We start from the raw sequence: 24307 nt of genomic DNA on the forward strand, positions 1-24307 counted from the left end.
GGATACTTCCATGAAGATTATTATTGCTCCAGACTCGTTTAAGGGAAGTTTAACTGCACGTGAAGCTGCCGAAGCTATGCAAGAAGGAATTCTTCGCGCTTTGCCAGACGCACAGTGTGTGCTTGTTCCTATGGCTGATGGAGGAGAAGGAACTGTGCAGTCACTGGTCGATGCCACTGGTGGACAGTTTATTACTGCACGTGTGACTAATCCGCTCGGTATTAAAGTTGACGCGCGCTACGGCATTTTAGGAGATGGAACAACAGCAGTTATTGAGATGGCTGCGGCCAGCGGTATTCAGTTCGTAACGGAAGAAACGCGTAACCCTCTGATTACAACAACCTACGGTACGGGAGAACTGATTAAGGATGCGCTTGACCACGGCGTGCAGCATGTTATCGTTGGTTTAGGAGGAAGTGCAACGAATGACGCCGGTGCAGGTATGGCTCAGGCATTAGGTGTGCGATTGCTTGATGCTGCTGATAATGATTTGCCTTTTGGAGGAGTTGCGCTGTCCAAATTAGCGCGCATTGACGTAGCGCAGATGGATCCTCGCCTAGCAGATGTAGAGATTACTTTGGCAAGCGATGTAACTAATCCGTTAGTTGGGGAGCATGGCGCTTCAGCAGTTTTTGGACCTCAGAAAGGCGCAACACCAGGCATGATTCTTATGCTTGATGAAGCCCTCAGCCACTTTGCAGATGTAGTAAAAGTATGCCGCAACCGTGATATTGCGCAAATTCCAGGAGCAGGAGCAGCTGGCGGTTTGGGTGCAGGATTCCTCGCTTTTACTGATGCGCATATGCAGGCAGGCGTCAAGATTGTAACTAAAGCAACAGGGTTACAAGAGAAAGCTCATGATTGCGATTACTGCTTTACTGGGGAGGGCGGCATTGATTCTCAAACCCGATTCGGTAAAACTCCGATGGGTGTTGTGCAGGCAGTAAAAGATGTTTCTGAGAATGCTCGGGTTATTGCTTTAGCAGGTCAAGTTGCTGATGATGCTTCGCAACTGTATGACGTGGGCTTTGATGCCATCTTTAGCATTGTTCCGCGTCCGATGACAGTACCTGAAGCTATTGAGACTGCTTATGAGAACCTTGCTAATACAGCAGAAAATATCGCACGTTTACTTGCATAATCGTGCAGGATTTTAGCGGGGGTTTAGGGGAGATGTTGTCTAGTAGGTATCAGTTGATTCCTCTGACTGGTATGTGTTAAGACATCGCCCCGGTGTGAATGTGGTTATTTTTATACGTGAAGTCGATACGCGCAACCGTTATGCCAGTTTTGAAGCCATTTTTTGTTCATCAAAACTGGCATATCGGGTGTGTTAATCGGTTAAGCAGAATGTGCGATAGTACGAACTCTTCGAATTTAACGGGGTTTGTAGATTGTAGGTTCGTGAAAGTTGCTAGCGTCGGACGCTGACAATGTGTGCGCTCGAAAAACCCTCTCAATTCTCACTCATGAGATACGTAGACGTTGTTAGCGCCGAACGTTCACAATGCTCACGTCCATCGTTAAGAGTGATTGGAATCCTCACCCGTTCGTGAACCATGGAACGCAATGCCAAGTCATCTTTCACGAATTACTCAAGCCCCTACACGCCGCAATAATAACCAGATGGAATAAACCAAACCCCACAAAATCCCAAGAGCCCATAATCGTGCTGGATTTTAGTTCAATCCCATCAATATAAGCAGCGCAGTAATTTCAATCACGCTCATAATAATTGAAAAACTATTTGCTGCGCTTGCTTTACCTTCATCTCCATTGCATAAGCCTGTGTATACAGCAGAAACAACGCTCATCGGGGCGAAGGCAACAATCACCAAAGCTTGGCGAATAACTAAATCAAAAGGTAAAACGTAATAGCAGAACAGAGCCAAAATAATCGAAAAAATATGACGCAAACCGAGCAGAGCAAAAATATCTTTCATATACTCACGCTTGAGCTCAATGCGAATCATAACGCCTAACATCAACATGGCAATACATGGATTTGCAGCAGCCATAGGGCTAATCAAGGTGTTGACGGCTTCAGGAAGATGCACGCCGAACGTGGTGAGAGTAAACATAACCACATAAGTCATGAGGGGAGTGCTGGTTATCATACGTTGAATAAAAGTTTTCCAATCAAAACCTCGTGAATTTTTAGATAAATACTGCGAGGTAAAAGCGTATGTGCCACCAGTGCAAGCAATGCTGTTACCGGCATCGAACATACTTGCCGTTACTGTTCCTAAAGCAGGAAGAAATGATTGAACGAAGGGTATGCAGAAAGTACCAATATTCATAGCGGGCAGGCACAACATATACAGCGCCTTCGTTGGCGCGCTCTGACGGCGAGTAAGTAGCATGCCGACGACCACCATCACAATATTTGCGCCCAGACCAAGAGCGGCGAGAGCAAGCATAATGCCGCCCGAATGCAAAGTATTCTTATTGAAATTCACAATAATGGCAGCGGGTAAGGTAAAGTTCATCAAAATAGTTTTAAGAGTTTCACTCGAACACGGTGGTATGAGTTTGAGCGCGTCAAGGAATCGTCCCACGCACATAATAATAACGAATGCTGTTGCGTTAAGAAGAACGTGAGACATAACTGCGCCTTTATATTTATGGGTATATCTATAGGGAAATGTACGGGTTTTAGGATACGCCGAGTTATCGAAGACGAGTGCATAGGGTGTGATTCTTCCCCCTGTTGATTGATATCTTGTAATATAAGTCGCGCGTAGCATAAAAGTACCGCGCTGAGGGATGCATAATCAGTGCAACACCCCCTGATTGTGTATATTGGGAGGAAGCGTGGTTCGGCTTGGCAATATAACAGCGTTGCTATGTCGTCAAGCTTATGTACGTGTGTTGCTAATGCGCATTTTGTCTGCTTGTACTGTATAATAGTAATTCGTGTGTGCCGCTGGTATGCCTATGTGAAGGTGTGCAGCAGCGGGATATCCCAAAGTTGAAGACGGCTTCTAGTAATAGAAAACCTGAGACAATGGGTCATCGGGCCGGTGGACTGTGGCTGTGAAGATTTTTACCTTAAAGTGGGCAAAAGATTCTTGACGTGCGTGCAGTGTAGCGGTCGCACTGAATAGAAACAAGAATCGGAGAAAACAGTTGCCTACTATTGAACAGCTGGTCCGTAAGGGACGTCAACCAAAGCCAAAGAAGTCCAAGACTTTGGCATTGAAGGGTAGCCCACTGCGTCGCGGTGTGTGCACTCGTGTTTATACAACAACTCCAAAGAAGCCAAACTCTGCACTCCGTAAGGTTGCACGTGTTCGCCTTTCTTCCGGCGTTGAAGTAACCGCCTACATTCCAGGCGAAGGCCACAACTTGCAGGAGCACTCCATCGTGCTCGTTCGCGGTGGTCGTGTTAAGGATCTTCCTGGTGTTCGTTACCACATCGTTCGCGGTGCTCTCGATACTCAGGGTGTAAAGGACCGTAAGCAGGGTCGTTCCCTCTACGGCGCAAAGAAGGCTAAGTAATTATGTCACGTAAAGGACCAGCAAAAAAGCATCAGCTCCTGCCAGATCCAATTTACGGTTCGACAGTTGTAGCTCAGCTCATTAACAAGATTCTCCTCGATGGTAAGAAGTCTTTGGCAGAGGACATCGTTTACTCTGCACTCGACATCGTTAAGGAGAAGACAGAACAAGAACCAGTAGCAGTACTCAAGCGCGCTTTGGACAACATTCGCCCAAGCCTCGAAGTACGTTCCCGCCGTGTTGGTGGCGCTACCTACCAGGTTCCAGTAGAAGTTAAGCCAGCTCGCGCAAACACTTTGACTTTGCGCTGGCTCACCGACTTCTCTCGTCAGCGTCGTGAAAAGACCATGGCAGAGCGCCTGGCTAACGAAATTCTCGATGCAGCTAATGGTCTCGGTGCTTCCGTAAAGCGTCGTGAAGACACCCACAAGATGGCTGAGGCTAACAAGGCCTTCGCTCACTATCGTTGGTAATTTCGTTCATAGACGAGGAAAGTTAGGTAAAAAATGGCACAAGATGTGCTTAAGGACCTCAAGTTTGTTCGTAACATCGGCATTATGGCTCACATCGATGCTGGTAAGACAACAACAACTGAGCGTATCCTCTTCTACACCGGTGTAAACTACAAGATCGGTGAAACCCATGATGGTGCTTCCACTATGGACTGGATGGAGCAGGAGAAGGAACGTGGTATTACCATTACTTCCGCTGCTACCACCTGCTTCTGGAACCGTCAGTCTCACGACACCAAGGACAAGTACCAGATCAACATCATCGATACCCCAGGCCACGTGGACTTTACTGCAGAAGTAGAGCGCTCTTTGCGCGTTCTCGACGGTGCGGTAGCAGTTTTCGATGGTAAGGAAGGTGTGGAACCACAGTCTGAAACCGTATGGCGTCAGGCAGATAAGTACAACGTTCCACGTATCTGCTTCATCAACAAGATGGATAAGCTGGGTGCAAACTTCTATTACTCGGTAGATACCATTAAGGAAAAGCTCGGCGCTAAGCCAATCGTTATGCAGATCCCAATCGGTTCTGAAAACGAGTTCATGGGCGTTATCGACCTCGTACGCATGGTTGCATACGTATGGGATGACGATGCAGACAAGGGTACTACCTACAAGACTGAAGAAATTCCTGCAGACTTGAAGGACAAGGCAGACGAATACCGTCAGCAGCTTCTCGAAACTGTTGCAGAAACCGATGAAGACTTGATGAACAAGTTCTTCGAAGGTGAAGAAATCACCGAAGAAGAAATCCGTAAGGCTGTTCGCGAGCTCACCGTTAAGTCCGAAGCATACCCTGTATACTGCGGTTCTGCATTCAAGGATAAGGGTGTTCAGCCAATGCTCGATGCAGTGGTTGACTTCTTGCCAGCTCCAAATGATGTTCCTGCAATTAAGGGTTACGATCCATCCGACGAAACTGTTGAGATTGACCGTCATCCAAACGCAGACGAACCATTCTCTGCTCTCGCATTCAAGATTGCAGCTCACCCATTCTACGGTAAGCTCGTATACGTTCGCGTATACTCCGGTTCTGTATCTCAGGGCGATACTGTTCTTAATGCTAACAAGGGTAAGAAGGAACGCGTTGGTAAGCTCTTCCAGATGCACGCCGATAAGGAAAACCCAGTAGAGGCAGCATCTGCAGGTAACATTTACGCTTTCGTTGGTTTGAAGAACATCACCACTGGTGATACTTTGTGCGACGAAAAGAACCCTGTTGTTCTTGAGTCTATGAGCTTCCCAGAGCCTGTAATCCAGGTTGCTGTAGAGCCAAAGACCAAGGCTGATCAGGAAAAGATGGGTATTGCATTGCAGCGTCTGTCTGATGAGGATCCAACCTTCCAGGTAACTACTGATGAAGAATCCGGCCAGACCTTAATTGCAGGTATGGGCGAACTTCAGCTCGACATCTTGGTTGATCGTATGCGCCGCGAATTCCACGTGGAGTGCAACGTAGGTAACCCACAGGTTTCCTACCGCGAGACCATCAAGAAGCCAGTAATGAACCAGGAATACACGCACAAGAAGCAGACTGGTGGTTCCGGTCAGTTCGCAAAGATTTTGATGAACTTCGAGCCACTCGACACTACTCAGGGCGAAACCTACGCATTCGACAACCAGGTTACCGGTGGTCACATTACCAAGGAATTCATTCCTTCTATCGACGCTGGTGTTCAGGAAGCAATGCAGTCTGGTGTTCTCGCAGGCTTCCCAGTTGTGGGTGTGAAGGCAACCGTAACCGATGGTCAGGTTCACGACGTTGATTCCTCTGAAATGGCCTTCAAGATTGCAGGTTCCATGGCATTCAAGGAAGCTGCTCCTAAGGCTAACCCAGTAATCCTTGAGCCAATCATGGCTGTTGAGGTTCGTACTCCAGAAGAGTACATGGGTGACGTTATGGGTGATATTAACTCTCGTCGTGGTGCAATCCAGTCTATGGAAGATGCAACTGGCGTAAAGGTTATTAAGGCTAAGGTGCCATTGGCTGAAATGTTCGGCTACATTGGTGACCTTCGTTCCCGCACTCAGGGTCGTGCAGTTTACTCCATGACCATGGATTCTTATGCAGAGGTTCCAAAGACTGTAGCAGAAGAAATCATTAAGGCACAGCGCGGCGAGTAATCGCTTAAGCAGCCTAAATAAGAAGCGGAAGTTCGCACCGAACTTCTGTGAGAACTTCCGCCTCTTGACTGTAAGGTTAAAGTCTTACGGCACACATAAAATCAAGAGTAATTCTAGGTTTAACACGCCGTGGCAGTTGACCTTAAGAAGTAGTAAAATTTAACGAGTGTCTTGTGCCTACAAGGCATAAGACGAAACTCTAGAGACGTCCAGGAGGACACAATATGGCAAAGGCAAAGTTCGAACGTACTAAGCCTCACGTTAACATTGGTACCATTGGTCACGTTGATCACGGTAAGACCACCCTCACTGCAGCAATCTCCAAGACTCTGCATGAGATGTACCCAGATCTGAACCCTGCATACGACTTCGATCAGATCGATTCCGCTCCTGAAGAGAAGGAACGCGGTATTACCATTAACATCGCTCACATCGAGTATGAAACCGACGCTCGCCACTACGCACACGTAGATGCTCCTGGCCACGCGGATTATGTTAAGAACATGATTACCGGTGCTGCTCAGATGGATGGCGCTATCCTCGTAGTAGCTGCTACCGATGGTCCTATGGCACAGACTCGCGAACACGTTTTGCTCGCAAAGCAGGTTGGCGTGCCAAAGCTTCTCGTAGCTTTGAACAAGTGCGATATGGTTGAAGATGAAGAGCTCATCGAGCTCGTTGAAGAAGAAGTTCGCGATTTGCTCGACGAAAACGGTTTCGACCGCGATTGCCCAGTAATCCGTACTTCCGCTTACGGCGCTCTTCACGATGACGCTCCAGATCACGAGAAGTGGTCCCAGACCGTTAAGGATTTGATGAACGCTGTTGACGAGTACATCCCAACTCCAGTTCACGATCTCGACAAGCCATTCTTGATGCCTATCGAAGACGTATTCACCATTTCCGGTCGTGGTACCGTAGTAACCGGTCGTGTAGAGCGCGGTCGTCTTGCTATCAACTCCCCAGTGGAAATCGTGGGTCTTCGCCCAACCAGCTCCACCACTTGCACCTCCATCGAGACCTTCCACAAGCAGATGGACGAAGCAGAAGCAGGTGACAACACCGGTCTTCTCCTCCGTGGTGTTGGTCGTGAAGATGTAGAGCGCGGTCAGGTTGTTGCTGCACCAGGCTCCATCACTCCTCACACCAAGTTCGAAGCTGAGGTATACGTATTGACTAAGGATGAAGGTGGCCGTCACTCGCCATTCTTCTCCAACTACCGTCCACAGTTCTACCTGCGTACTACCGACGTAACTGGCGTTATCACCTTGCCAGAAGGCGTTGAGATGGTACAGCCTGGCGATCACGCAACCTTCGGCGTTGAGCTCATCCAGCCAATCGCTATGGAAGAGGGCTTGACCTTCGCAGTTCGTGAAGGTGGCCGCACCGTAGGTTCCGGTCGTATCACCAAGATCGTAGAGTAGTTTGAACTAAACTAACTCAGATTAGGTTAGACTGATTAAGTTCCCAAGGCCTTTAAAACCTTGGGAACTTTTTGTTTTGTGCTGTTGTGGTGTCGCGTTTTTACGGCTTATAGGGTTGACTGATTTGGGGATTCTGGTGGCTTGCTAGAAGGGACGTGTTCGGCATGTCATAATCTGGCTCTTCGGACTCAGCGGGGGGGGGCGGGGCTAGGGGAGAGTGTTACCCAGTAGGTTCCAGTTGATTTCTCAGGATGTTATCTGTCAAGGCATCGTTGCTACGTGAATGTGTTCGTCTTTATATGAGAAGTCGATATGCGCTACCGTTATGCCATTTTTGATGCACAAAATGGCTTCAAAACTGGCATAACAGGTATTAATCGGTTAAGCAGAATGCGTGAGAGTAGCTGCTCTCCGAATTTAACGTATCTTGAAGGTTGGCTGTTAGGAACAGCTGCTAGTCACACACCTACAACCCTGCTAAAATCCGAAAACCCCACTAAGTCCAATGAACCACCCCACCTCAATAACGGTATGCGTGCATGCGCAATATCCACGAAATGAGCGTGTATATCGCAGTTTCCCCCCCAAAAAAATCTTTCGGCAATCAGTGCTACATGAGGAAGAGAGTTAGCATTCTAATCGAGGTATAACTCAGATAATTGAGGAGCACCCAAGGCAAAAGCTCGTAACAGATGAGAACGTACCCGCAGCGCAATAGCGTTCTGTAACGAAGCAGATGCTTGGCTTGCTAGAGACGCAGAACTATGAGAAGCGGAATCTTCATCTAAAGAGCGTAACTGTGTGAGCGCAGTGTCCAGCTCAAGGGAAGCAGTAAGAGGCATACTGAGTCCTGTTGCTCCATCCTGACAGGAATACTGAATTAACTGGCTAGCATTATAAATGCGTTCACGCGAATCCTTATATGATGTGGACTGTTTCTGTGCATGGACTGCAAAAATATCGCTAGCTTGAGAAGCGGAAAGAGCATACGAGCCAGCATTCTCAACGCTTGCGTCACGTGTAGCAATCACTTCATACGAAAAACGTAGCCGATCTTCTGCCTGAGCTAATGCTTGATAGCTACGTGAACTTAAGACATTAATCGACAGTGTTGATTCCTCGGATAACGCCGTCTGAGCGGTTGCTTGATCCTGTGCGGCTTGTGCAAGAACACCTGATTCGTCTAGACCAGAGGAGAGCACCGCTAAAGCACTATACATAATACCTTCGGCATAGCGTGAAGGACATTCTAAAGCAACCTTCATCCAAGCTTCAGCACTCAAAGATGCAGCAACCTGTGTATAAGAGGGGAGTAACGCTGAGCGTTGATGAACTTGTAAATTTTTTGCTGTGACGTAGGAAGCGTCGCACGATGATGAACTGACTGATTCGGCTGATTGAGCTGCGAAGGATGGATATGCAATACTGGCGCACGATAAGCTCAGAGCATATCCAGCAATAAGAGCTGTTACGCGAGAGACTGCAGATGAATGCTGTGTTTTCATACTCTCTTTTCCCTCTCAGCAGAGCGTATACTTTCAAAGTCTATATTCTTCGTTAGAATAATACTTCACTTAGACCGTAAGCGCATGACACGCATGTGCATTGTATAACTTCATATAGGAGGTCTCCACTATGGAACTTGATTTGTCGCAGTTACATCGAATCGCAGCAGAACAGGGAATTGAAGCGGAAACCTTAGATGAGGCATTAGCTCAAGCATTGAAGTTGGCATATTCTAAAACACCGAACGCTGCAAAGCATGCTCGTGTAGAACTCGATGAACGCGCTGGTTCCTTTACCATCTGGGCGCAGGACGAGATTCCAGTAGAACCAACAGAAGAAGATCCTCGCCCACGTCCTGAATTAGGAGAACCTTACGACGATACTCCACAAGATTTTGGTCGTGTAGCTGCTGCAACAGCTGCGCAAGTAATTACGGGACTTTTCCGTAAAGCTGCTGACGATAAGATTTTTGGTGCTTTCTCAGGTCAGAAAGGCCAGATTATTAATGGTATTATTCAGCAGAACTCACGCGATCCGCAGAATATTCATGTGGCAGTGGGAGATGTAGAGGCTATTTTGCCACGTCGTGAACAAGTTCCTGGTGAAGTGTACCGTCACGGTGAGCGCATTCGCGTGTACGTAGTGAACGTTGCACGCGGATTAAAGGGACCAGAAATTATTGTGTCTCGTTCTCATCCAGAGTTGGTTCGCCGTCTTTTCGAGCGTGAAGTTCCTGAACTTGCGTCGGGAGCAGTATCCATTATGTCTATTGCTCGAGAAGCAGGCGCTCGTACGAAGATTGCTGTGCGGGCAAATACTCCAGGAATCAATCCTAAGGGTTCTTTGATTGGTCCAAGCGGTAACCGTGTACGCTCGGTTATGGAAAACTTGGGTGATGAGAAGATTGATATTGTGGATTGGTCCAATGATCCAGCCAAGTTTATTGCCGCCGCTCTTTCTCCTGCACACGCAACATCTGTGCGTGTAGTCAGCGAGAAGAATCAAACAGCTATTGCTCTTATTAAGGAAGATCAGCTTTCTTTGGCTATTGGTAAAGAAGGCCAGAACGCTCGTTTGGCTGCAAAATTAACAGGTTGGAAGATTGGTATTGAATCTGTGGAATCTCAGGCTGTGCGCAGTGAAGTATCTGAGGAAACAGAAGAAGATAATTCTGCTGCCTCAAGCGCTGAATAAAAGCGTGAGAGTACGAGAGTCAATCCAATAAAATACCTAATTTATACACGCGAAGAGTAGTAGTTTTCATCCATGACTATCAGTATGATTGATAGAGCTTGTGATAGAAAATCACTACTGTGAGACGAGGTAATACGATCATGGTCACGTTACGATGAGACAGGATACGTTAACCCTACTCATATAGGCGCTGCGAGCAAGTTACACGCGGCGCTGATGTAAAGGAGAAATTGTGCCTAAAGCACGCGTATACGAACTTGCAAAACAATTTGGTGTAGACAGCAAAACCGTTCTTGCGAAGCTCAAGGATATGGGAGAGTTTGTTAAGTCTGCATCTTCTACCGTAGAAGCGCCAGTTGTGCGTAAATTAACGGCTGCTTTTGGTGACGCTCATAGCGCGCAGCCAGCAGATACTGCTTCACCACAAGCCTCAGGTAAGGCTACTGCTCAGCCAGCAGCGAAGGCTCATAAAGCTGAAAAAGCTCAAGCAGATAAGGCTCCACAAGCCAAGAAAACAGAGAAGACCGCCAAGGCTCCATCTCCACGTGCTGCAGTGGCTCGTGCTGCTATGTCTTCTGTGAATCCAGCGGCAAATAAGGCGGCTGCAGCAGGCGAGAAAGCAGCTGCACAATCCTCTCAGAAAGCTGCTGCTAAGCCAGCTCGCAAGAAGAGTGAAACTGCATCAGCTAAGAATGCAGCAACTGCGGTCACTTCATCTAATTCAACTGCAGCTGCAACGCCTTCCGCTCCTTCAGCAGCTACTCCTACTTCAGCTGCTCAGTCAGCAAAGAGTGCAGAACATGCTACGCCGGGCATTCCAAAGCCTCGCAGTCGCGCTAATGGAACACCACGTCCAGGCAATAACCCATTTATGAGCAAACAGCGCATGGGCTTAACTCCAACTCCAGGCGATATTCCACGTCCACACCCAATGAGTCGCCCAGGTGCGAATGCTGAAGGTGGCCAAGGTGGTAATGGCGATCGTCGTGGTCGCGGTGGTCGTCCAGGTCAGGGTCAAGGCGGCAACCGCAATGGTCACGGCGGTGATCGTCGTGGTCGCGGTTCTCGTCCAAGCGCTCCACGCCCAGGTCAGTCCCAAAGCGCCGGTTCACAGAACTCCCGTGGTGGTAACGGCGGCTCCAAGTGGGGCAATCGCCCATCGCCAAGCAACGCTAGTGCCGGTAACGGCGGCTCCCGTGGGGGCGGTGGCAATCGTTTCGGTGGCGGTGCAGCCCACAACAACGGTCCAGTACCATCGAACGGTCCAGCTCGTGGCGGTCGCGGTCGCGGCGGCGCTGCAGGTGCATTTGGCCGTCAGGGCGCTAAGTCGTCTAAGTCTCGTAAGGCAGCATTACGCAATAAGCGCCAGGAGTCCGAAGAACTGAAAGCACCAGTTATCGGTGGTGTACGTATTCCATCCGGTAACGGTCAAACTGTTCAGTTGCCACAGGGCGCAACCCTGTCTGATTTGGGCGAAAAGATTAATGTAAGCGCAGCAAGCTTGGTCACTGTGCTGTTCCACCTCGGTGAAATGGTCACAGCAACCCAGTCTCTCGACGCTGACACTTTCGCAGTTCTCGGTGAAGAAATCGGTTGGAATATTAAGATCGTATCCGCCGAAGAAGAAGACCGAGCACTCTTGCAACAGTTCGACATTGATTTGGATGCCGAAATCGACGAAGACAAGCTCGTTCCTCGTCCACCAGTGGTTACTGTTATGGGTCACGTTGATCACGGTAAGACTCGCTTGCTCGACACCATTCGTAAGACGAATGTTATTAAGTCTGAGGCCGGCGGCATTACCCAGCGTATTGGTGCTTACCAGATTCACGTGAGCCTCAACGATATTGATCGCCGCATTACCTTCTTGGATACTCCAGGTCACGAAGCCTTCACCGCTATGCGTGCTCGAGGTGCTGAGTTAACTGACGTGGCAATTTTGGTTGTTGCAGCAGATGACGGCGTAATGCCTCAGACTGTTGAAGCTATTAACCACGCTCAGGCAGCTCATGTTCCAGTTGTTGTAGCTGTGAACAAGATTGATGTGGACGGCGCTAACCCAGACAAGGTACGCGGTCAGCTCACTGAATTCGGATTAGTTCCAGAAGAATACGGTGGAGACACCATGTTCGTGGATATTTCCGCAAAGCAGGGCTTGAATATTGACAAGCTGCTTGAAGCTGTTCTGCTGACTGCAGATGCTACCTTGGATTTGCGTGCTGATCCTGAAGCTGATGCTCGCGGTGCAACCGTTGAAGCTCGCTTGGATAAGGGTCGCGGTGCCGTAGCAACTGTTCTGGTGCAGCAGGGTACTTTGCGCGTGGGCGATTCTATTGTGGCTGGTAAGTCTTACGGTCGTGTGCGTGCATTGCTCGATGAAAATGGTAATAACCTGCAAGAAGCAGATCCATCACGTCCAGTAGCAGTGCTCGGTTTGACCTCTGTGCCAACAGCAGGAGACCTCTTCCTCGTAGCTTCTGACGACCGTACAGCTCGCCAGATTGCTGAAAAGCGTGAAGCTTCCGAACGTGCAGCACAGCTTGCTCGCCGTCATAAGGTGGTCTCCTTGGAGAACCTTAAGGAGCAGTTCGCTAAGTCTGAAGTTGATATGCTCAACGTTATTATTAAGGGTGACTCCTCTGGTTCTGTGGAAGCTCTGGAAGAATCCTTAATGAAGATTGAGGTAAGCGATGAAGTAGGTATTCAGGTTATTCACCGCGGTGTGGGTGCTATTACCCAGAACGATGTGAACCTGGCAACCGTCGATAAGGCTGTTATTATTGGCTTCAACGTGCGTCCATCTCGCCAAGTTGGTGATTTGGCTGAGCGCGAAGGCGTAGACGTACGTTACTACTCCGTTATTTACAAGGCGATTGAAGAGATTGAATCCTCGCTTAAGGGCATGCTCAAGCCTGAGTATGAAGAAGTTGTTACTTCCCACAGCGAGATTCGCGAAATCTTCCGCTCGTCCAAGTTCGGTAACATTGCTGGTGTAAAGGTCGAAGACGGTACCGTAAAGCGCGGCACCAAGGCTCGCATTATGCGCGATGGTGTCGTAACCTTTAACGACCTCGAGATTTCCACCTTGCGTCGCTTTAAGGATGACGTTACCGAGGTTACCGAGGGCTACGAAGCAGGTATTAACCTCGGAAGCTTCAATGATATTCAGATTGGCGATATTATTGAAACCTTCGAGATGCAAGAGATTGCACGCAGCTAGGTTTGATGATGATAGGCTGATGCATGCAGCCTAGGCACGAAGGCAGTCGATATGGAACGACTGCCTTTTGTGCTGAAAAGATAGGGAACAGGACTGATTATGGCAGGAACAAATCCTCGCGCAGTACGCATTGCTGGGCTTATCCAGCGCGTTGTTGCGAATGCCTTGGAAAAAGATATTCATGATCCTCGTTTACGCGGCGTAACGATTACCGAAGTACGCGTTACAAACGATATGCAGCAGGCTCGCATCTTCTGGACCATTTATGGCGATAAAGGCCGCGAAGAAGGACAAAAGAAACGTGCCGCTCAAGCTTTGAAACAAGCTCAAGGTCATTTACGCTCTAAAGTAGGACGTACAGCAGGTTTGCGTTTAACTCCGCAGCTTTTCTTTGTTTTTGACGCTTTACAAGGTCATGCGGCACAAGTAGATGATGTGCTTGTTGTGGCTCGAAAGCGCGACGAAGAGCTGGCTCGTTTGCGCGAAAACGCGCAGTACGCAGGCGATGCGGATCCATACAAGCATAAAGAAGAGCCTGTAGACAGCTTTGACGATGACGATAACGATTTTGTTATCGATTTCGACGATGATTTTGATGATGACGAAGATTTCGATCTGACCATCATTATGGATGACGACGAATCCAACGATGAGTAGTGGCGTTCTGATTGTTGACAAGCCGCAGGGTGTAACTAGTCATGATGTGGTTGCAGCCTGTCGGTCCCTTCTGCACACCTCGAAGGTAGGGCACGCGGGAACGCTCGATCCGATGGCTACAGGCGTACTCGTTATTGGTTTCGGCTCGGCTACCCGTTTGCTCAACTCGATTGTGGGAACAGATAAAACTTATATGACGACTATTCGCCTCGGTCTGCGCTCAACAACAGACGATGCAGACGGAGAGCTTATCTATCCTGATAATCAAGAAGAAGTAAGCCAGTGCTTAACTGAGCTGACGCGTGAAAAAATCGTTTCCACAATCAACGAGCAGCTCGTTGGTCGGATAAAACAGGTGCCGAGCACTTTCTCGGCCAAGAAAATCAACGGTCAGCGTGCCTACGATCTTGCGCGCAACGGCGAGGATGTGCAGCTGAAAGCACAAGATATTACTATCAGCAGTTTCGACGTGCTCGATGTACGCCATACTGAAGCGGCTGCTGTGGACGTGGATGCGCGCGTAACCTGTTCAGCAGGCACCTATATTCGTGCTCTCGGCCGCGATTTGGGTGAACTGCTCAGTGTGGGCGGATACTTAACGCTGCTTCGGCGCGAACGCGTGGGAAACTTTAATGCAGACGACGCTATGGCGCTCAAGTTTAGCGCGGTCGAACGCGTCTTTACCGATCGCGATGGAGTAGAGCAGCGGCGCATGAAGGCAGTGTATCCGGACGATTTACGCGATAACCAGGAAGCGCTGAACGTTCATATTATTACGCCTTTCCAAGCGGCGGCAGCAACCCTACCGATGATTGAACTGAGCGATGAGCAGGCTGTCGATATTAGTTTTGGACGGCCTTTGGAACTGAGCATTCCTCACGTCGTGGCGGCCTCCTATAAAACGCATTTGATGGCGTTGCTTGAGCCGTGGAAGAAGCACGTGTGCAAACCGTCAACAGTTTTTATAACGTCTCGAGAACTCGCAACTCTTATTCAGGAAGGTTAAATAATGGACATTATTCATCTCGAACCGAATAGTGACGGGGTTGTTGAATGGCCAACTTTGAGCGACGAGAAGCGCGCTGTGGTGACCATTGGTAATTTTGATGGTGTGCACAAGGGGCATCAGGCGGTGCTTAACCGTGCGCGTGCCTTGGCTGAGCAGTATGACGTGCCAAGCGTGGCGATTACTTTCGATCCGCGTCCAAGCGTTGTGCACGCGTATGGGGTCGCGCATGACGGCGAGCAGTTGACCGAATATGCGGACGAGCTTGCTGTGATGAGCTTGAACCATCGTCTCGAGCTGATTGAGCAGGCAGGGTTTGATTATGCTCTCGTTGTGCGTTATACGCTTGAGTTTGCGGCGCGCACGTATATTTTCTTCCTCGGTCAGCTTGTGGGCAAGCTCGGTATGAGAACTCTTGTGCTCGGCATGGACGCGACGATGGGAAAGGGGCGCGAAGGTAATATCGATGCGATTGCTAAGCTGAGCGCCGCAACCGGCGTTTTCGAACTGGATGTTGTCGATGATTGCGGTCCGTTCGGTGTATTCGTGCCGCGCACGTTGGAGTATGTGGTGCCAGAAGAAGATGGTGAGCCACATAATCCAATGACAGGTATGACTAAAGCGGAGCTGCGCGCGTGGACCAAAAAGCATAATAGCGTTTCCACTCGTTCGTATAGCTCATCCATGATTCGTTTCTTGCTGGCTCGCGGATGCATGCACGATGCTGCAGAAATTCTCGGCCGCCCGCACAGCATTGATGCGGTAGTAGAGCATGGTGCGGCTCGCGGACGTGAGTTGGGATTCCCTACGGCTAACTGTGGCGAGATTGCCGGATTTGTGCCGGTTGATGGTGTCTATGCTGGGTATGTGACTGTGTTAGGGGAGAGCGGCGGTGTTGGTGAGCGTTACGCTGCCGCTATTTCTGTGGGAACGAACAGTACGTTCTCTGAGACCTCGCGCAGTGTGGAAGCCTATTGCGTAGATGTTCCTGATTCTGAGTTTAATCTGTACGATGCGCGTGTGCGTGTTGAGTTTACGGACTATCTGCGTCCAATGCGCACCTTCGAGTCTGCAGATGCATTGGTAGAGCAGATGACCCGTGATGTGGAGCGTGTGCGCGAGTTGAACGTGTAGGGTCCAGTCCTGCATATTGTACTAAAAGATTAATTCACCTCGTACTACAAGAAATCGCCAAAAGATTTGGCTTCATTATGTAGTGCGAGGTGAATTAATATCGTGTGATCTTGAGTAAGAAAGCATACGCGAAACATCGCTATTTTCCTTAGGTTTTGCGTTTAACCAAAAATGGGTATACGCTACTGGAGTATAAGAATTTAAATGTGAAATATCGTGGGTTGGAGCAGACAACACAGAAGAAGCGCCAACCGAGAATTTCAATTGACACTCAACACAAAGGAGTTTCACGTGAGTGAATTGAAAGAGAAGAAAGGCCTCGACGCCGGCGGTAAGTCGATTGTGTCTTTGATGGTTGCTCTGCTGGTTGCCATTTTCGCCTTCCAGCTCAACGCATCTATGCTCTCGCCAGCATTAACAACAATGGAGCATGAGCTCAACACGAGTGCTGCATCCATCGCATTAACACAGACTATCTTCTTTACTGCAGCAGCATTGTTCTCCCTGTTCCTGCCTCGTATGGCCGATCTTATGGGCCGCAAGAAGGTTTTGCTTGGTATGCTCGCAGCCACCACGATTGGTTGCGCTATTTCTGCTTTGGCTCCAAACGTCACCTTCCTTATGATTGGTCGTATCTTCCAGGGGACTGCAGGTCCAATCGTTCCAATGTGCTTGATTGTGCTGCATCAGCGTGTTACCGAAGACAAGCAGTACACCAAGCTCATGGCTATCCTCACCTCGGTAAACGGTGGTATCGCGGGCGTTGACGCTCTGCTGGGTGGTTGGCTCGCAGGTAACTGGGGTTTCCGCGCTGTCTTCTGGGTTATGGCCATTATTGCAGCTGCAGCGATCATCCTCGTCTTCCTTTTTGCTGAGGAAAGCACTGCTGCAGAAACTCCAGCAATGGACTGGCTGGGCGCTCTCTTCCTCGTTGTGGCAATGGGTACGCTGATTACTGCGATTAACGAGATGCAAAAGCTCGCTTCTGCTAACTGGACGTATGCCATTATTTTGATTGTTATTTCTGCTGCTTCCTTTATCGCTTTCTGGCAGACAGAGAAGTGCAAGAAAGATCCAATGGTCTCTACCTTCTACATGAAGCAGCGCCGCACTTGGGGTCTGCTCATTACCACCACTTTGACCATGACTGGTGTATTCGCAGTAATGAACGGTATCGTTCCAGCTATTGCTCAGGACGCTGAGTTCGGTACTGGCTTGGGCGCCGATGTTGTATCCTTCGCAACCCTGACTCCGTACGCTTTGATCGGTTTGGCTTTCGGCCCTGTTGCTGGTATTTTGGCTTCCAAGTTCGGCTACTTGAAGGTTTTGCGTGGCGGTATGATTGTTACCCTCGCAGGCGTAGCGCTCGGCTTCTTTGTAGCAGGTCACGCTAGCGTATGGGGCTTGGTGCTCGTATCTGTTATTCTCGGTTTCAGCTACGCAGGTACCGTAAACATTATGCTTAACGGTTTGGGTATTGTGCTGTCTCCAAAGGATAACGAAGGTTACTTGCCAGGTTTGAACGCTGGCGCCTTCAACTTGGGTGCAGGTTTGAGCTATATTGCTCTGTACGCAGCACAGAACGTTGTCTCTCAGGCAAGTGGCGTAACTGCAGGTTACACTGCTGCTATGATGACCGGTTTGATTCTGGTTGTGCTCGGCTTCGCAGCTTCCTTCTTGATTCCTAGTCCAGGTAGCAACGAGTAATAGAACCTAAAATTTATGGCGTATGAGTGTTTACTCATACGCCATTTTTTATACGTATTTACTTCCTTCGCGCACAGACAAAGCACTTAGACCTGGGTGTGTGGCAATAAAGTTGCGCACCCAATCAGGATTCGTTTTGGAATAATCGCGCAAAGCCCACCCGATAGCTTTATTAATAAAGAATTCAGTGCTCTTGAGGTTCGCCTCGATAATTTCGGTGAGGAGAGCTGTATCTGTATTCTCTTTACGTCCGAGCTGGTGTTCAATTGCACAGCGGCGAATCCACATGTTCTCATCCACAGCCCAGCGACACATCAGATGAGCAACACGTTCATCGCACAGGCCTACAAAGCCGACCACTTTACACAGCACATCGATGCTATCCCACCAGGATTTCGTTTCGACCAGCTGTCGAATGCGCAAGTCAAGGTCGTCAAACTCAACGAAACGGTTCATATGTACGAGGTAATAGAGAGCGCAGTACTGAAACTCACGATGCGGATCAGCCCAGCATAAATCAATAAAACCCCAATCAATCAGCTTCTTTTTCTTCTCCTCGCGCAAAAAATCAGTGTACAGTTTCTTGCGCTCTGGTGAAGCGATGCCATAGAAAGCGAACTGGTCGCGCATGTAATGGCTCATCTGCTCGGCTCTTGCGGTATCAGCGTGAACCTCGAAAACCGAGCGAATCTGATCGAAAGGGGTCATGAGTTTTAGAGGTTTCTAAAGTAGCTAAAGAACTCCTGTGTTTGCGGGTTCGTGGATTCCTCCATAACTTTGCGCGGGGTGCCGTCCTCAATAATGTGGCCGTCACGCAGCAGTACAATGCGGTCGGCTGCCTGGTGAGCGAAACTCATTTCGTGCGTAGCCATCAAAATCGTGGTGCCCTGCTGCTTGAGCTCCATAACCATCTCGAGAACCTCGCCTACGAGCATCGGATCGAGAGCCGAGGTAATCTCGTCGAGTAAAAGCAGTTCCGGGTCGGTCATAAGCGAGCGAACAATCGCCACACGCTGCTGCTGACCACCCGAGAGGCGATCGGGGTACGAATTCGCCTTATCTGCCATGCCAATACGCTCGAGCAGCTCCGTGGCCTTCTCCACGCTTTCGACCTTATCGCGCTTCAACACGTGGGTGGAGGCCAAAATAATGTTCTCTATAACAGTCATGTGTGGGAACAGGTTGAACTGTTGGAAAACCACGCCAATGCGTGAACGAATGGCATTCTCATTTTCGCGAGGGTCGGTAATATCCGTATCGCCGAGCCAAATCTGGCCATCATTCATACGTTCAAGCAGGTTCACACACTTCATGAGCGTAGACTTACCCGAACCGGACGGACCAAGTAGCGCCACAACTTCGTGCTCGTGCACGTCGAAACTAATGTGGTCGAGAATAAGGTTCGTGCCATACGCTTTCGTTACGCCATCGAGGCGCAAAACAGCTTTAGATTCTGTAGCAGTCTGAGCAGTCATTAAACAATCCCTCCGTTGAGTTCGCGCTTGCGCAGGCGAGCTGCGTACCAATCATTGAGTAGAATAAACGGAACGCTCATGCAGATAAAGCAGACAGACGCAGCAATATATGGCGTGAAGTTGTAAGTTTGCGCCTGCATAATCTGAGCGGAACGAATTGCATCCACCGCACCTAGGGTGGAGATTAAACCGACGTCTTTTTGCATGGAAATAAAATCGTTCATCAGCGCTGGAGCAACCTTGCGCAAAGCCTGAGGAATAACCACCATACGAATGGTCTGTAAGTTTGTTAAGCCCAAAGAGCGGGCAGCAGCGCGCTGAGACGGATGCACATCGTTAAAGCCGGCGCGCAAAACCTCGGCTATATACGCTGAATAGCTCAACACAACAGCCACTGTGCCCAACACCGTAGGCGAAATGCGGGTGGTGACCAAACCTGGAACACCGAAACCAATTAAATACAGCACAACGAGCATAGGAATACCGCGCATCACCGTGGTATAGAAGGCGGCAATCCAACGCAGTGGCAGCATAACAGCGCTACGGCTGGTGCGTAACAAAGCTAAAAGCGTGCCAAAAACAGCCACGCCAATCACGGCGAAGAACAGCACCTGAATGTTTAACAGTAAGCCTTGCCCCACCACAGGCAGAGACTTAACAAAATACTCCCAGTTAAAGAAGGTGAACTTTACACGTTCCCAGCCAGGGGAGTAGTGCAAGGAGGTGGCAATAACCGCAATAAGCACAATAGCGCTCACAATACTGGTTATAACCGATTTAAGACCTTCGGATTTGCGATATTTCTCGCGTTCGAACTCTACAGTGCTTACTGTAGATGGATCAAATGTAGCCATGAATGTCTCTTTTACAGTGGTTCGCACAATGCGTGCGCAGTGGGTGAGTGAAGGGACGATAGTAATTATACAAAAAATGCGGAAAGCGGCACATCATGCAACCATGCCATGCCGCTCTCTCTATCTCTATCTCTATCTCTATCTCTGCAAGCTTTTAACTTTCGCTAACCACCAACTACTTCAACACAGTCAGCGTGGTGTATGCAGACAGCCACTTGTCTTGCAGCTGCTTCAAAGTGCCGTTCTCCTGCAAGGTGTTAATAGCCTTCGTTACCTTAGCGGTGAGCTTGGAGCCCTTAGGCAAGAGAATACCCATGCCTTCCTTATCCTCAGAATCGGCAATCTGACCCAAAACCTTACCAGTCTTGCCAGCCTGACCAGACTCCACCATGTTCACAGCAGTTGGAGTATCTACCACGAGAACATCAATCTGACCAGAAGACAAAGCAGCCACAGCATCATCGTTGTTGTTATACAACTTGATGTCGTCCTTAATCTTTGCCTTAGCCTGCTCATAAGAGGTGGTGCCGGTCATAGAACCAATCACGGCATCCTTCAAATCAGCTAAAGAAGTGGAATTAGCAAACTTATTATCGGACTGAACAACCATAGCCTGGGTTGTGTTGTAGTAGCTAGGGGAGAAGTCCACAGCTTTCTTGCGGTCTTCAGTAATTGAGAACTGCTGGATGTTCATATCCCAGTCCTTAGCGCCTGGAGCAATAGCGGAATCAAAGGTGGAACGAGTCCACTTCACATCGCTATCCTTGTATCCCAGTTCCTTTGCTACAGCATAAATCACTGCAGCTTCATAACCCTCACCTGATTCAGGCTTGTTGTTCAATACCCATGGAGTGTATGCAGGTTCACCGGTTGCAACAGTGAGTTTTCCATCGGTAACAGTTTCAGAAGCGCTATTGTTTTGAGCGCCTGTAGAACCGCATGCAGCAGCAAAAGCCAAAACAGTAGCGGTAACGCCAGCAACAAGAGCTCGACCAAAATTCTTTGTATTCAACATGCGGAACTCCATTTTCTCTCAAAAAATCTGCTGTCTAATCGTATCGAAAACCCTAGTACAAGTACAAGCAGGTTGAAGAAGTTTTATAACCACTTTTCACAGGTGTGTGTATAACGAAAGACAAGTATTTTCAATACTTTTATACTGGTTTCTATGAGTGGTATTAACGATGACTATAACGAGCAATCAGTAAAATCTAACCCCCTCGGTTTTGGTAATCCTAATGAGGCATATTCTCAATATTTCACAGGTGAGTCTTTTCTGAAGGCTCTCGTACCTGCTCAGGCAAATATTGACTGGTCTATGGCACAGGTCAGTTTTGAGCCGGGCTGCATTAATCATTGGCATGCGCATACAACGGGCTATCAGGTCTTGCTGTGTACTGCGGGACAAGGATGGGTACAGGAAGAGGGCAAGCCTGCTGTGCGCTTACAGCCGGGAGATGTTTATGTTATTGCTCAGGGCGTAAAACATTGGCATGGTGCTGCTCAAGGCAGTTGGTTCTCCCATATTGCTATTACGGCTGGTGAGACTGAGTGGTTCGAGCCAGTTAATACAGACGATTACGCTGCGTTGAGTAAGTTGAATAAATAAGGTAAAAGGAAAGAGCACGACACATATGCGTGAGATAAAACAAACAGCAGGGCGTGACCGTCTCGGACAATTTGCACCAGATTTTGCTCAGCTAAACGATGACGTACTTTTTGGACAGATTTGGGCAGACGAAAGCCTCGACCTGAAAACGCGAAGCACTATAGTTATCTGTGTTTTTATGGGGCGCGGATTAGTAGATGACTCGCTGCGCTATCATCTTGAGACAGCTAAAAAGAACGGTATTACCCGCGAGGAAATATCTGCCATTATTACCCAGGCCGCCTTTTATGCAGGCTGGTCTGTGGCATGGGCAGTTTTTTCTATGGCACAGGATGTATGGTCAGACGCCGACCAGCCCAATTCTTAATGAGCTATTGATCGTGGGAAGAAATAATGAGCGTTCCTTCCCACGATTGCATAGCTGCTTCCAAGGATTCAATCGTATCGAGATCGAGATAGTTCATCGGCTCATCGATAAGCAGTACTGCAGGCGCGCTCGCAAGAGCCGAAGCTAGTTGAGCCCGACGCTTGTTTTCATCCGATAAATCTTTGATTCCGACGAACCAATATTGCGGATGTAAGAAACCTTTACCCGCTTGACCAATACCGTTCGTCTACACCTGCTCAGTTATGAGCTCATCAACCGGTTGCGGTAAAGATTGAGGGACGAAAGCCGATGATTGAGCATTAAGACCATCACGAGCATGAATACTGCTCATGAGTGTTGACTTTCATGAACCATTTGGACCGGTAAGGAGCAGATGATCGCCTGCGTTCATGCTAAAAGAGACAGGAGCTAAACGCTTAGTAATGCTAAAATTACGAGCTGATACGATAACTCCGCTTAAACGCTGAGTTGGACGAGGCAAAACAATAGATAAGCCTTCATAACGGGGTTTACGGATTTCTGATGCAGCAAGTGCTTCGAGACGACGATCATCATCACTTTTGCGTCTGGTTGAAACAGTTTGAGCGCGGTCCGCAAAAACTTCGTAGAAATACCTTGCTCGGACTTTGAATTGTAGTTCTTATTCGTTACTTGTTCAGAAGCGTGACGATGAGCAGTTAGTTTACTGCGTTGCGCTTCCTGTTGCTCATGAAGTTTTATATGCGTAGCTTTGGCATCTTCTTTTGCGCGCATGTAATCGCTGTACGCTCCGTTACAACGCACAATACCATTCGCCTCGTCGTTATTGAGGTAAATCTGGAACGAGCCAGTATCTAAATCAAGCACAGCTGTGGAGATACGTTCAATAAAATCACGATCATGACTGGTAAAGAGTACCGCACCTGGTCATGAACTTACCGTTTCGATAAGAAATTCGCGTGCTTGAGCATCGATATGATTCGTTGGTTCGTCTAGGATGAGTGCTTCGGGACGTTGGAGCAGAATAGCCGCCATTTAAGCGCGAACCTGCTGACTAGGAGAAAGCGACAGCATAGGTCGTGAAAAATCCAGCATATCGAGCTGTAAACCGTGAGCAATATCGCTTATGCGAGCTTCGAGAGACCACGAATCACGCTGTGTTAACTGAGCCAGCACATCATCGTAGGTGGACGATAGCTCAGCATTGCTCGGATTATCTGCCAGTTGCATCGTTACGGTATTAAACGCATCGAGAAGATGACGGTCGTATGCGGTGGCAGCAGTAAAAAGATCGTTAATCGTTACTGCTGAATCTTCTCCTACATTGTGCCACTCTGGACTCGATACAGTGCCTGCATCTGGCTCTAATTCATGGCGGATAATACGTAACAGTGTTGTTTTGCCAGTGCCATTAGGTTCAACAATGCATAAGCGGTCACGGTCTTCACACGTGAAAGAAATATTATTGAGAATTACGCGCGATGAGTAGGAAAAACTCACATGGTTGCACGAAATTATTGACATGTATCTTCCTCGGTAATAACGGTAAAACCGTCAAAAGTAAATCCAGGGCTAACTACACACGACACTAAAGCATCTGATTTTGTTGGCAGCGTGCGTTGCCATTGTCCAGCGCGAACAAGACATTGTGCAGCAGCTCCATAAGCGTTATTTTCGCGAACAGATAAAACAGTGCGCGTAGTTTGTGCTTTTAAGCTACGCGGATCTACATCGCACACTTCTAATTCAACCTCTGCAGGACCATGCCACAGCCACAGTTCATCAGCATCAACTAAATGCCAATCACTAAAATCGCCTTCGGGTAGCAAAAAATAAATAAGAGAAGCCAGAGGGCGAGCAGAATCAGCATATTCTAACGGACTTTGCCATGTGCGCTTATACCAGCCACCTTCAGGATGAGCGCTTAAATCTAAATGAGCAATCATATTGCGCGCATACTGGCTCAGCGGTGGTGTAATAGCAGCATGAACAGCTTCAACTGGATTGAGATTGACCATAG

General features: G+C 48.6%; 22 protein-coding genes. 13 read left to right on the plus strand and 9 right to left on the minus strand.

All coding sequences use genetic code 11. The features are described from left to right. Window positions 1–10 precede the first annotated feature (10 nt). Complete coding sequence (locus HMPREF2909_RS03420) at window positions 11–1141, plus strand: glycerate kinase family protein (protein WP_071415230.1); 1131 nt, start codon at window positions 11–13, stop codon at window positions 1139–1141. A gap of 538 nt (window positions 1142–1679) precedes the next feature. On the opposite strand, the gene HMPREF2909_RS03425 is transcribed toward HMPREF2909_RS03420, so the two are convergent. Then, on the minus strand, window positions 1680–2606 hold the full coding sequence (locus HMPREF2909_RS03425) for an AEC family transporter (RefSeq protein ID WP_071415231.1): 927 nt from the start codon (window positions 2604–2606) through the stop codon (window positions 1680–1682). A 523-nt stretch (window positions 2607–3129) separates the two neighbouring features. Here HMPREF2909_RS03425 and rpsL point away from each other — a divergent pair. From rpsL to tuf, 4 genes are all read left to right on the plus strand, one after another. After that, complete coding sequence (gene rpsL, locus HMPREF2909_RS03430; protein ID WP_018143131.1) at window positions 3130–3501, plus strand: 30S ribosomal protein S12; 372 nt, start codon at window positions 3130–3132, stop codon at window positions 3499–3501. Window positions 3502–3503: 2 nt separating this feature from the next. Then, the gene (gene rpsG, locus HMPREF2909_RS03435) at window positions 3504–3974 is read left to right on the plus strand and encodes a 30S ribosomal protein S7 (RefSeq protein ID WP_021617915.1); all 471 of its coding nucleotides are present in this window, start codon (window positions 3504–3506) and stop codon (window positions 3972–3974) included. A gap of 33 nt (window positions 3975–4007) precedes the next feature. Continuing rightward, the gene (fusA, locus tag HMPREF2909_RS03440; protein ID WP_071415232.1) at window positions 4008–6134 is read left to right on the plus strand and encodes an elongation factor G; all 2127 of its coding nucleotides are present in this window, start codon (window positions 4008–4010) and stop codon (window positions 6132–6134) included. 224 nt (window positions 6135–6358) lie between these two features. After that, complete coding sequence (gene tuf, locus HMPREF2909_RS03445) at window positions 6359–7558, plus strand: elongation factor Tu (RefSeq protein WP_071415233.1); 1200 nt, start codon at window positions 6359–6361, stop codon at window positions 7556–7558. Between the two features lie 635 nt (window positions 7559–8193). Here tuf and HMPREF2909_RS03450 read toward each other — a convergent pair. Then, window positions 8194–9063 (minus strand): hypothetical protein, encoded by an 870-nt coding sequence (locus HMPREF2909_RS03450; RefSeq protein ID WP_071415234.1) that lies wholly within the window; start codon window positions 9061–9063, stop codon window positions 8194–8196. A gap of 130 nt (window positions 9064–9193) precedes the next feature. Between HMPREF2909_RS03450 and nusA the strand changes: the two genes are divergently transcribed. From nusA to uriT, 6 genes are all read left to right on the plus strand, one after another. Beyond that, the gene (gene nusA, locus HMPREF2909_RS03455) at window positions 9194–10258 is read left to right on the plus strand and encodes a transcription termination factor NusA (RefSeq protein ID WP_022856583.1); all 1065 of its coding nucleotides are present in this window, start codon (window positions 9194–9196) and stop codon (window positions 10256–10258) included. Window positions 10259–10490: 232 nt separating this feature from the next. Continuing rightward, a complete protein-coding gene (infB, locus tag HMPREF2909_RS03460) occupies window positions 10491–13478 on the plus strand; it encodes a translation initiation factor IF-2 (protein WP_071415235.1) in 2988 nt (995 codons plus the stop codon). Between the two features lie 99 nt (window positions 13479–13577). Continuing rightward, window positions 13578–14135, plus strand: coding sequence for a 30S ribosome-binding factor RbfA (gene rbfA / locus HMPREF2909_RS03465; RefSeq protein WP_071415236.1), 558 nt, complete (start codon window positions 13578–13580; stop codon window positions 14133–14135). Beyond that, on the plus strand, window positions 14110–15141 hold the full coding sequence (truB, locus tag HMPREF2909_RS03470; RefSeq protein WP_071415237.1) for a tRNA pseudouridine(55) synthase TruB: 1032 nt from the start codon (window positions 14110–14112) through the stop codon (window positions 15139–15141). Before rbfA ends, truB begins: the two co-directional genes overlap by 26 nt. A 3-nt stretch (window positions 15142–15144) precedes the next feature. After that, window positions 15145–16275 carry a bifunctional riboflavin kinase/FMN adenylyltransferase gene (ribF, locus tag HMPREF2909_RS03475; RefSeq protein ID WP_071415238.1) on the plus strand — a complete coding sequence of 377 codons (1131 nt, stop codon included), beginning with the start codon at window positions 15145–15147 and terminating at the stop codon, window positions 16273–16275. A 291-nt stretch (window positions 16276–16566) separates the two neighbouring features. After that, a complete protein-coding gene (uriT, locus tag HMPREF2909_RS03480) occupies window positions 16567–17982 on the plus strand; it encodes a uridine transporter UriT (protein WP_071415239.1) in 1416 nt (471 codons plus the stop codon). Window positions 17983–18030: 48 nt separating this feature from the next. On the opposite strand, the gene HMPREF2909_RS03485 is transcribed toward uriT, so the two are convergent. From HMPREF2909_RS03485 to HMPREF2909_RS03500, 4 genes are all read right to left on the minus strand, one after another. Further along, on the minus strand, window positions 18031–18690 hold the full coding sequence (locus HMPREF2909_RS03485; RefSeq protein WP_071415240.1) for a DNA alkylation repair protein: 660 nt from the start codon (window positions 18688–18690) through the stop codon (window positions 18031–18033). Window positions 18691–18695: 5 nt separating this feature from the next. Beyond that, window positions 18696–19457, minus strand: coding sequence for an amino acid ABC transporter ATP-binding protein (locus HMPREF2909_RS03490; protein ID WP_071415241.1), 762 nt, complete (start codon window positions 19455–19457; stop codon window positions 18696–18698). Further along, window positions 19457–20311, minus strand: a complete 855-nt coding sequence (locus tag HMPREF2909_RS03495) for an amino acid ABC transporter permease (protein WP_021617928.1) — start codon at window positions 20309–20311, stop codon at window positions 19457–19459. Before HMPREF2909_RS03495 ends, HMPREF2909_RS03490 begins: the two co-directional genes overlap by 1 nt. Before the next feature lie 175 nt (window positions 20312–20486). Further along, entirely contained in the window at window positions 20487–21326 is an 840-nt protein-coding gene (locus tag HMPREF2909_RS03500; RefSeq protein ID WP_071415242.1) for an ABC transporter substrate-binding protein, read from the minus strand. 153 nt (window positions 21327–21479) lie between these two features. On the opposite strand from HMPREF2909_RS03500, the gene HMPREF2909_RS03505 reads away from it, so the two are divergent. Then, complete coding sequence (locus HMPREF2909_RS03505; protein WP_071415243.1) at window positions 21480–21920, plus strand: cupin domain-containing protein; 441 nt, start codon at window positions 21480–21482, stop codon at window positions 21918–21920. A 25-nt stretch (window positions 21921–21945) separates the two neighbouring features. Continuing rightward, window positions 21946–22287, plus strand: coding sequence for a carboxymuconolactone decarboxylase family protein (locus tag HMPREF2909_RS03510; RefSeq protein ID WP_071415244.1), 342 nt, complete (start codon window positions 21946–21948; stop codon window positions 22285–22287). Window positions 22288–22764: 477 nt separating this feature from the next. On the opposite strand, the gene HMPREF2909_RS08785 is transcribed toward HMPREF2909_RS03510, so the two are convergent. The 3 genes from HMPREF2909_RS08785 to HMPREF2909_RS03520 form a co-directional block, all read right to left on the minus strand. Further along, window positions 22765–23154 carry a hypothetical protein gene (locus HMPREF2909_RS08785; RefSeq protein WP_148130792.1) on the minus strand — a complete coding sequence of 130 codons (390 nt, stop codon included), beginning with the start codon at window positions 23152–23154 and terminating at the stop codon, window positions 22765–22767. A gap of 168 nt (window positions 23155–23322) precedes the next feature. Then, the gene (locus tag HMPREF2909_RS08790; RefSeq protein WP_084797235.1) at window positions 23323–23811 is read right to left on the minus strand and encodes an ATP-binding cassette domain-containing protein; all 489 of its coding nucleotides are present in this window, start codon (window positions 23809–23811) and stop codon (window positions 23323–23325) included. Continuing rightward, a complete protein-coding gene (locus HMPREF2909_RS03520) occupies window positions 23802–24305 on the minus strand; it encodes a cupin domain-containing protein (RefSeq protein ID WP_071415245.1) in 504 nt (167 codons plus the stop codon). Before HMPREF2909_RS03520 ends, HMPREF2909_RS08790 begins: the two co-directional genes overlap by 10 nt. Window positions 24306–24307 lie beyond the last annotated feature (2 nt).

The sequence above is a fragment of the Alloscardovia sp. HMSC034E08 genome, assembly GCF_001813415.1.
Lineage (GTDB): Bacteria > Actinomycetota > Actinomycetes > Actinomycetales > Bifidobacteriaceae > Alloscardovia > Alloscardovia omnicolens.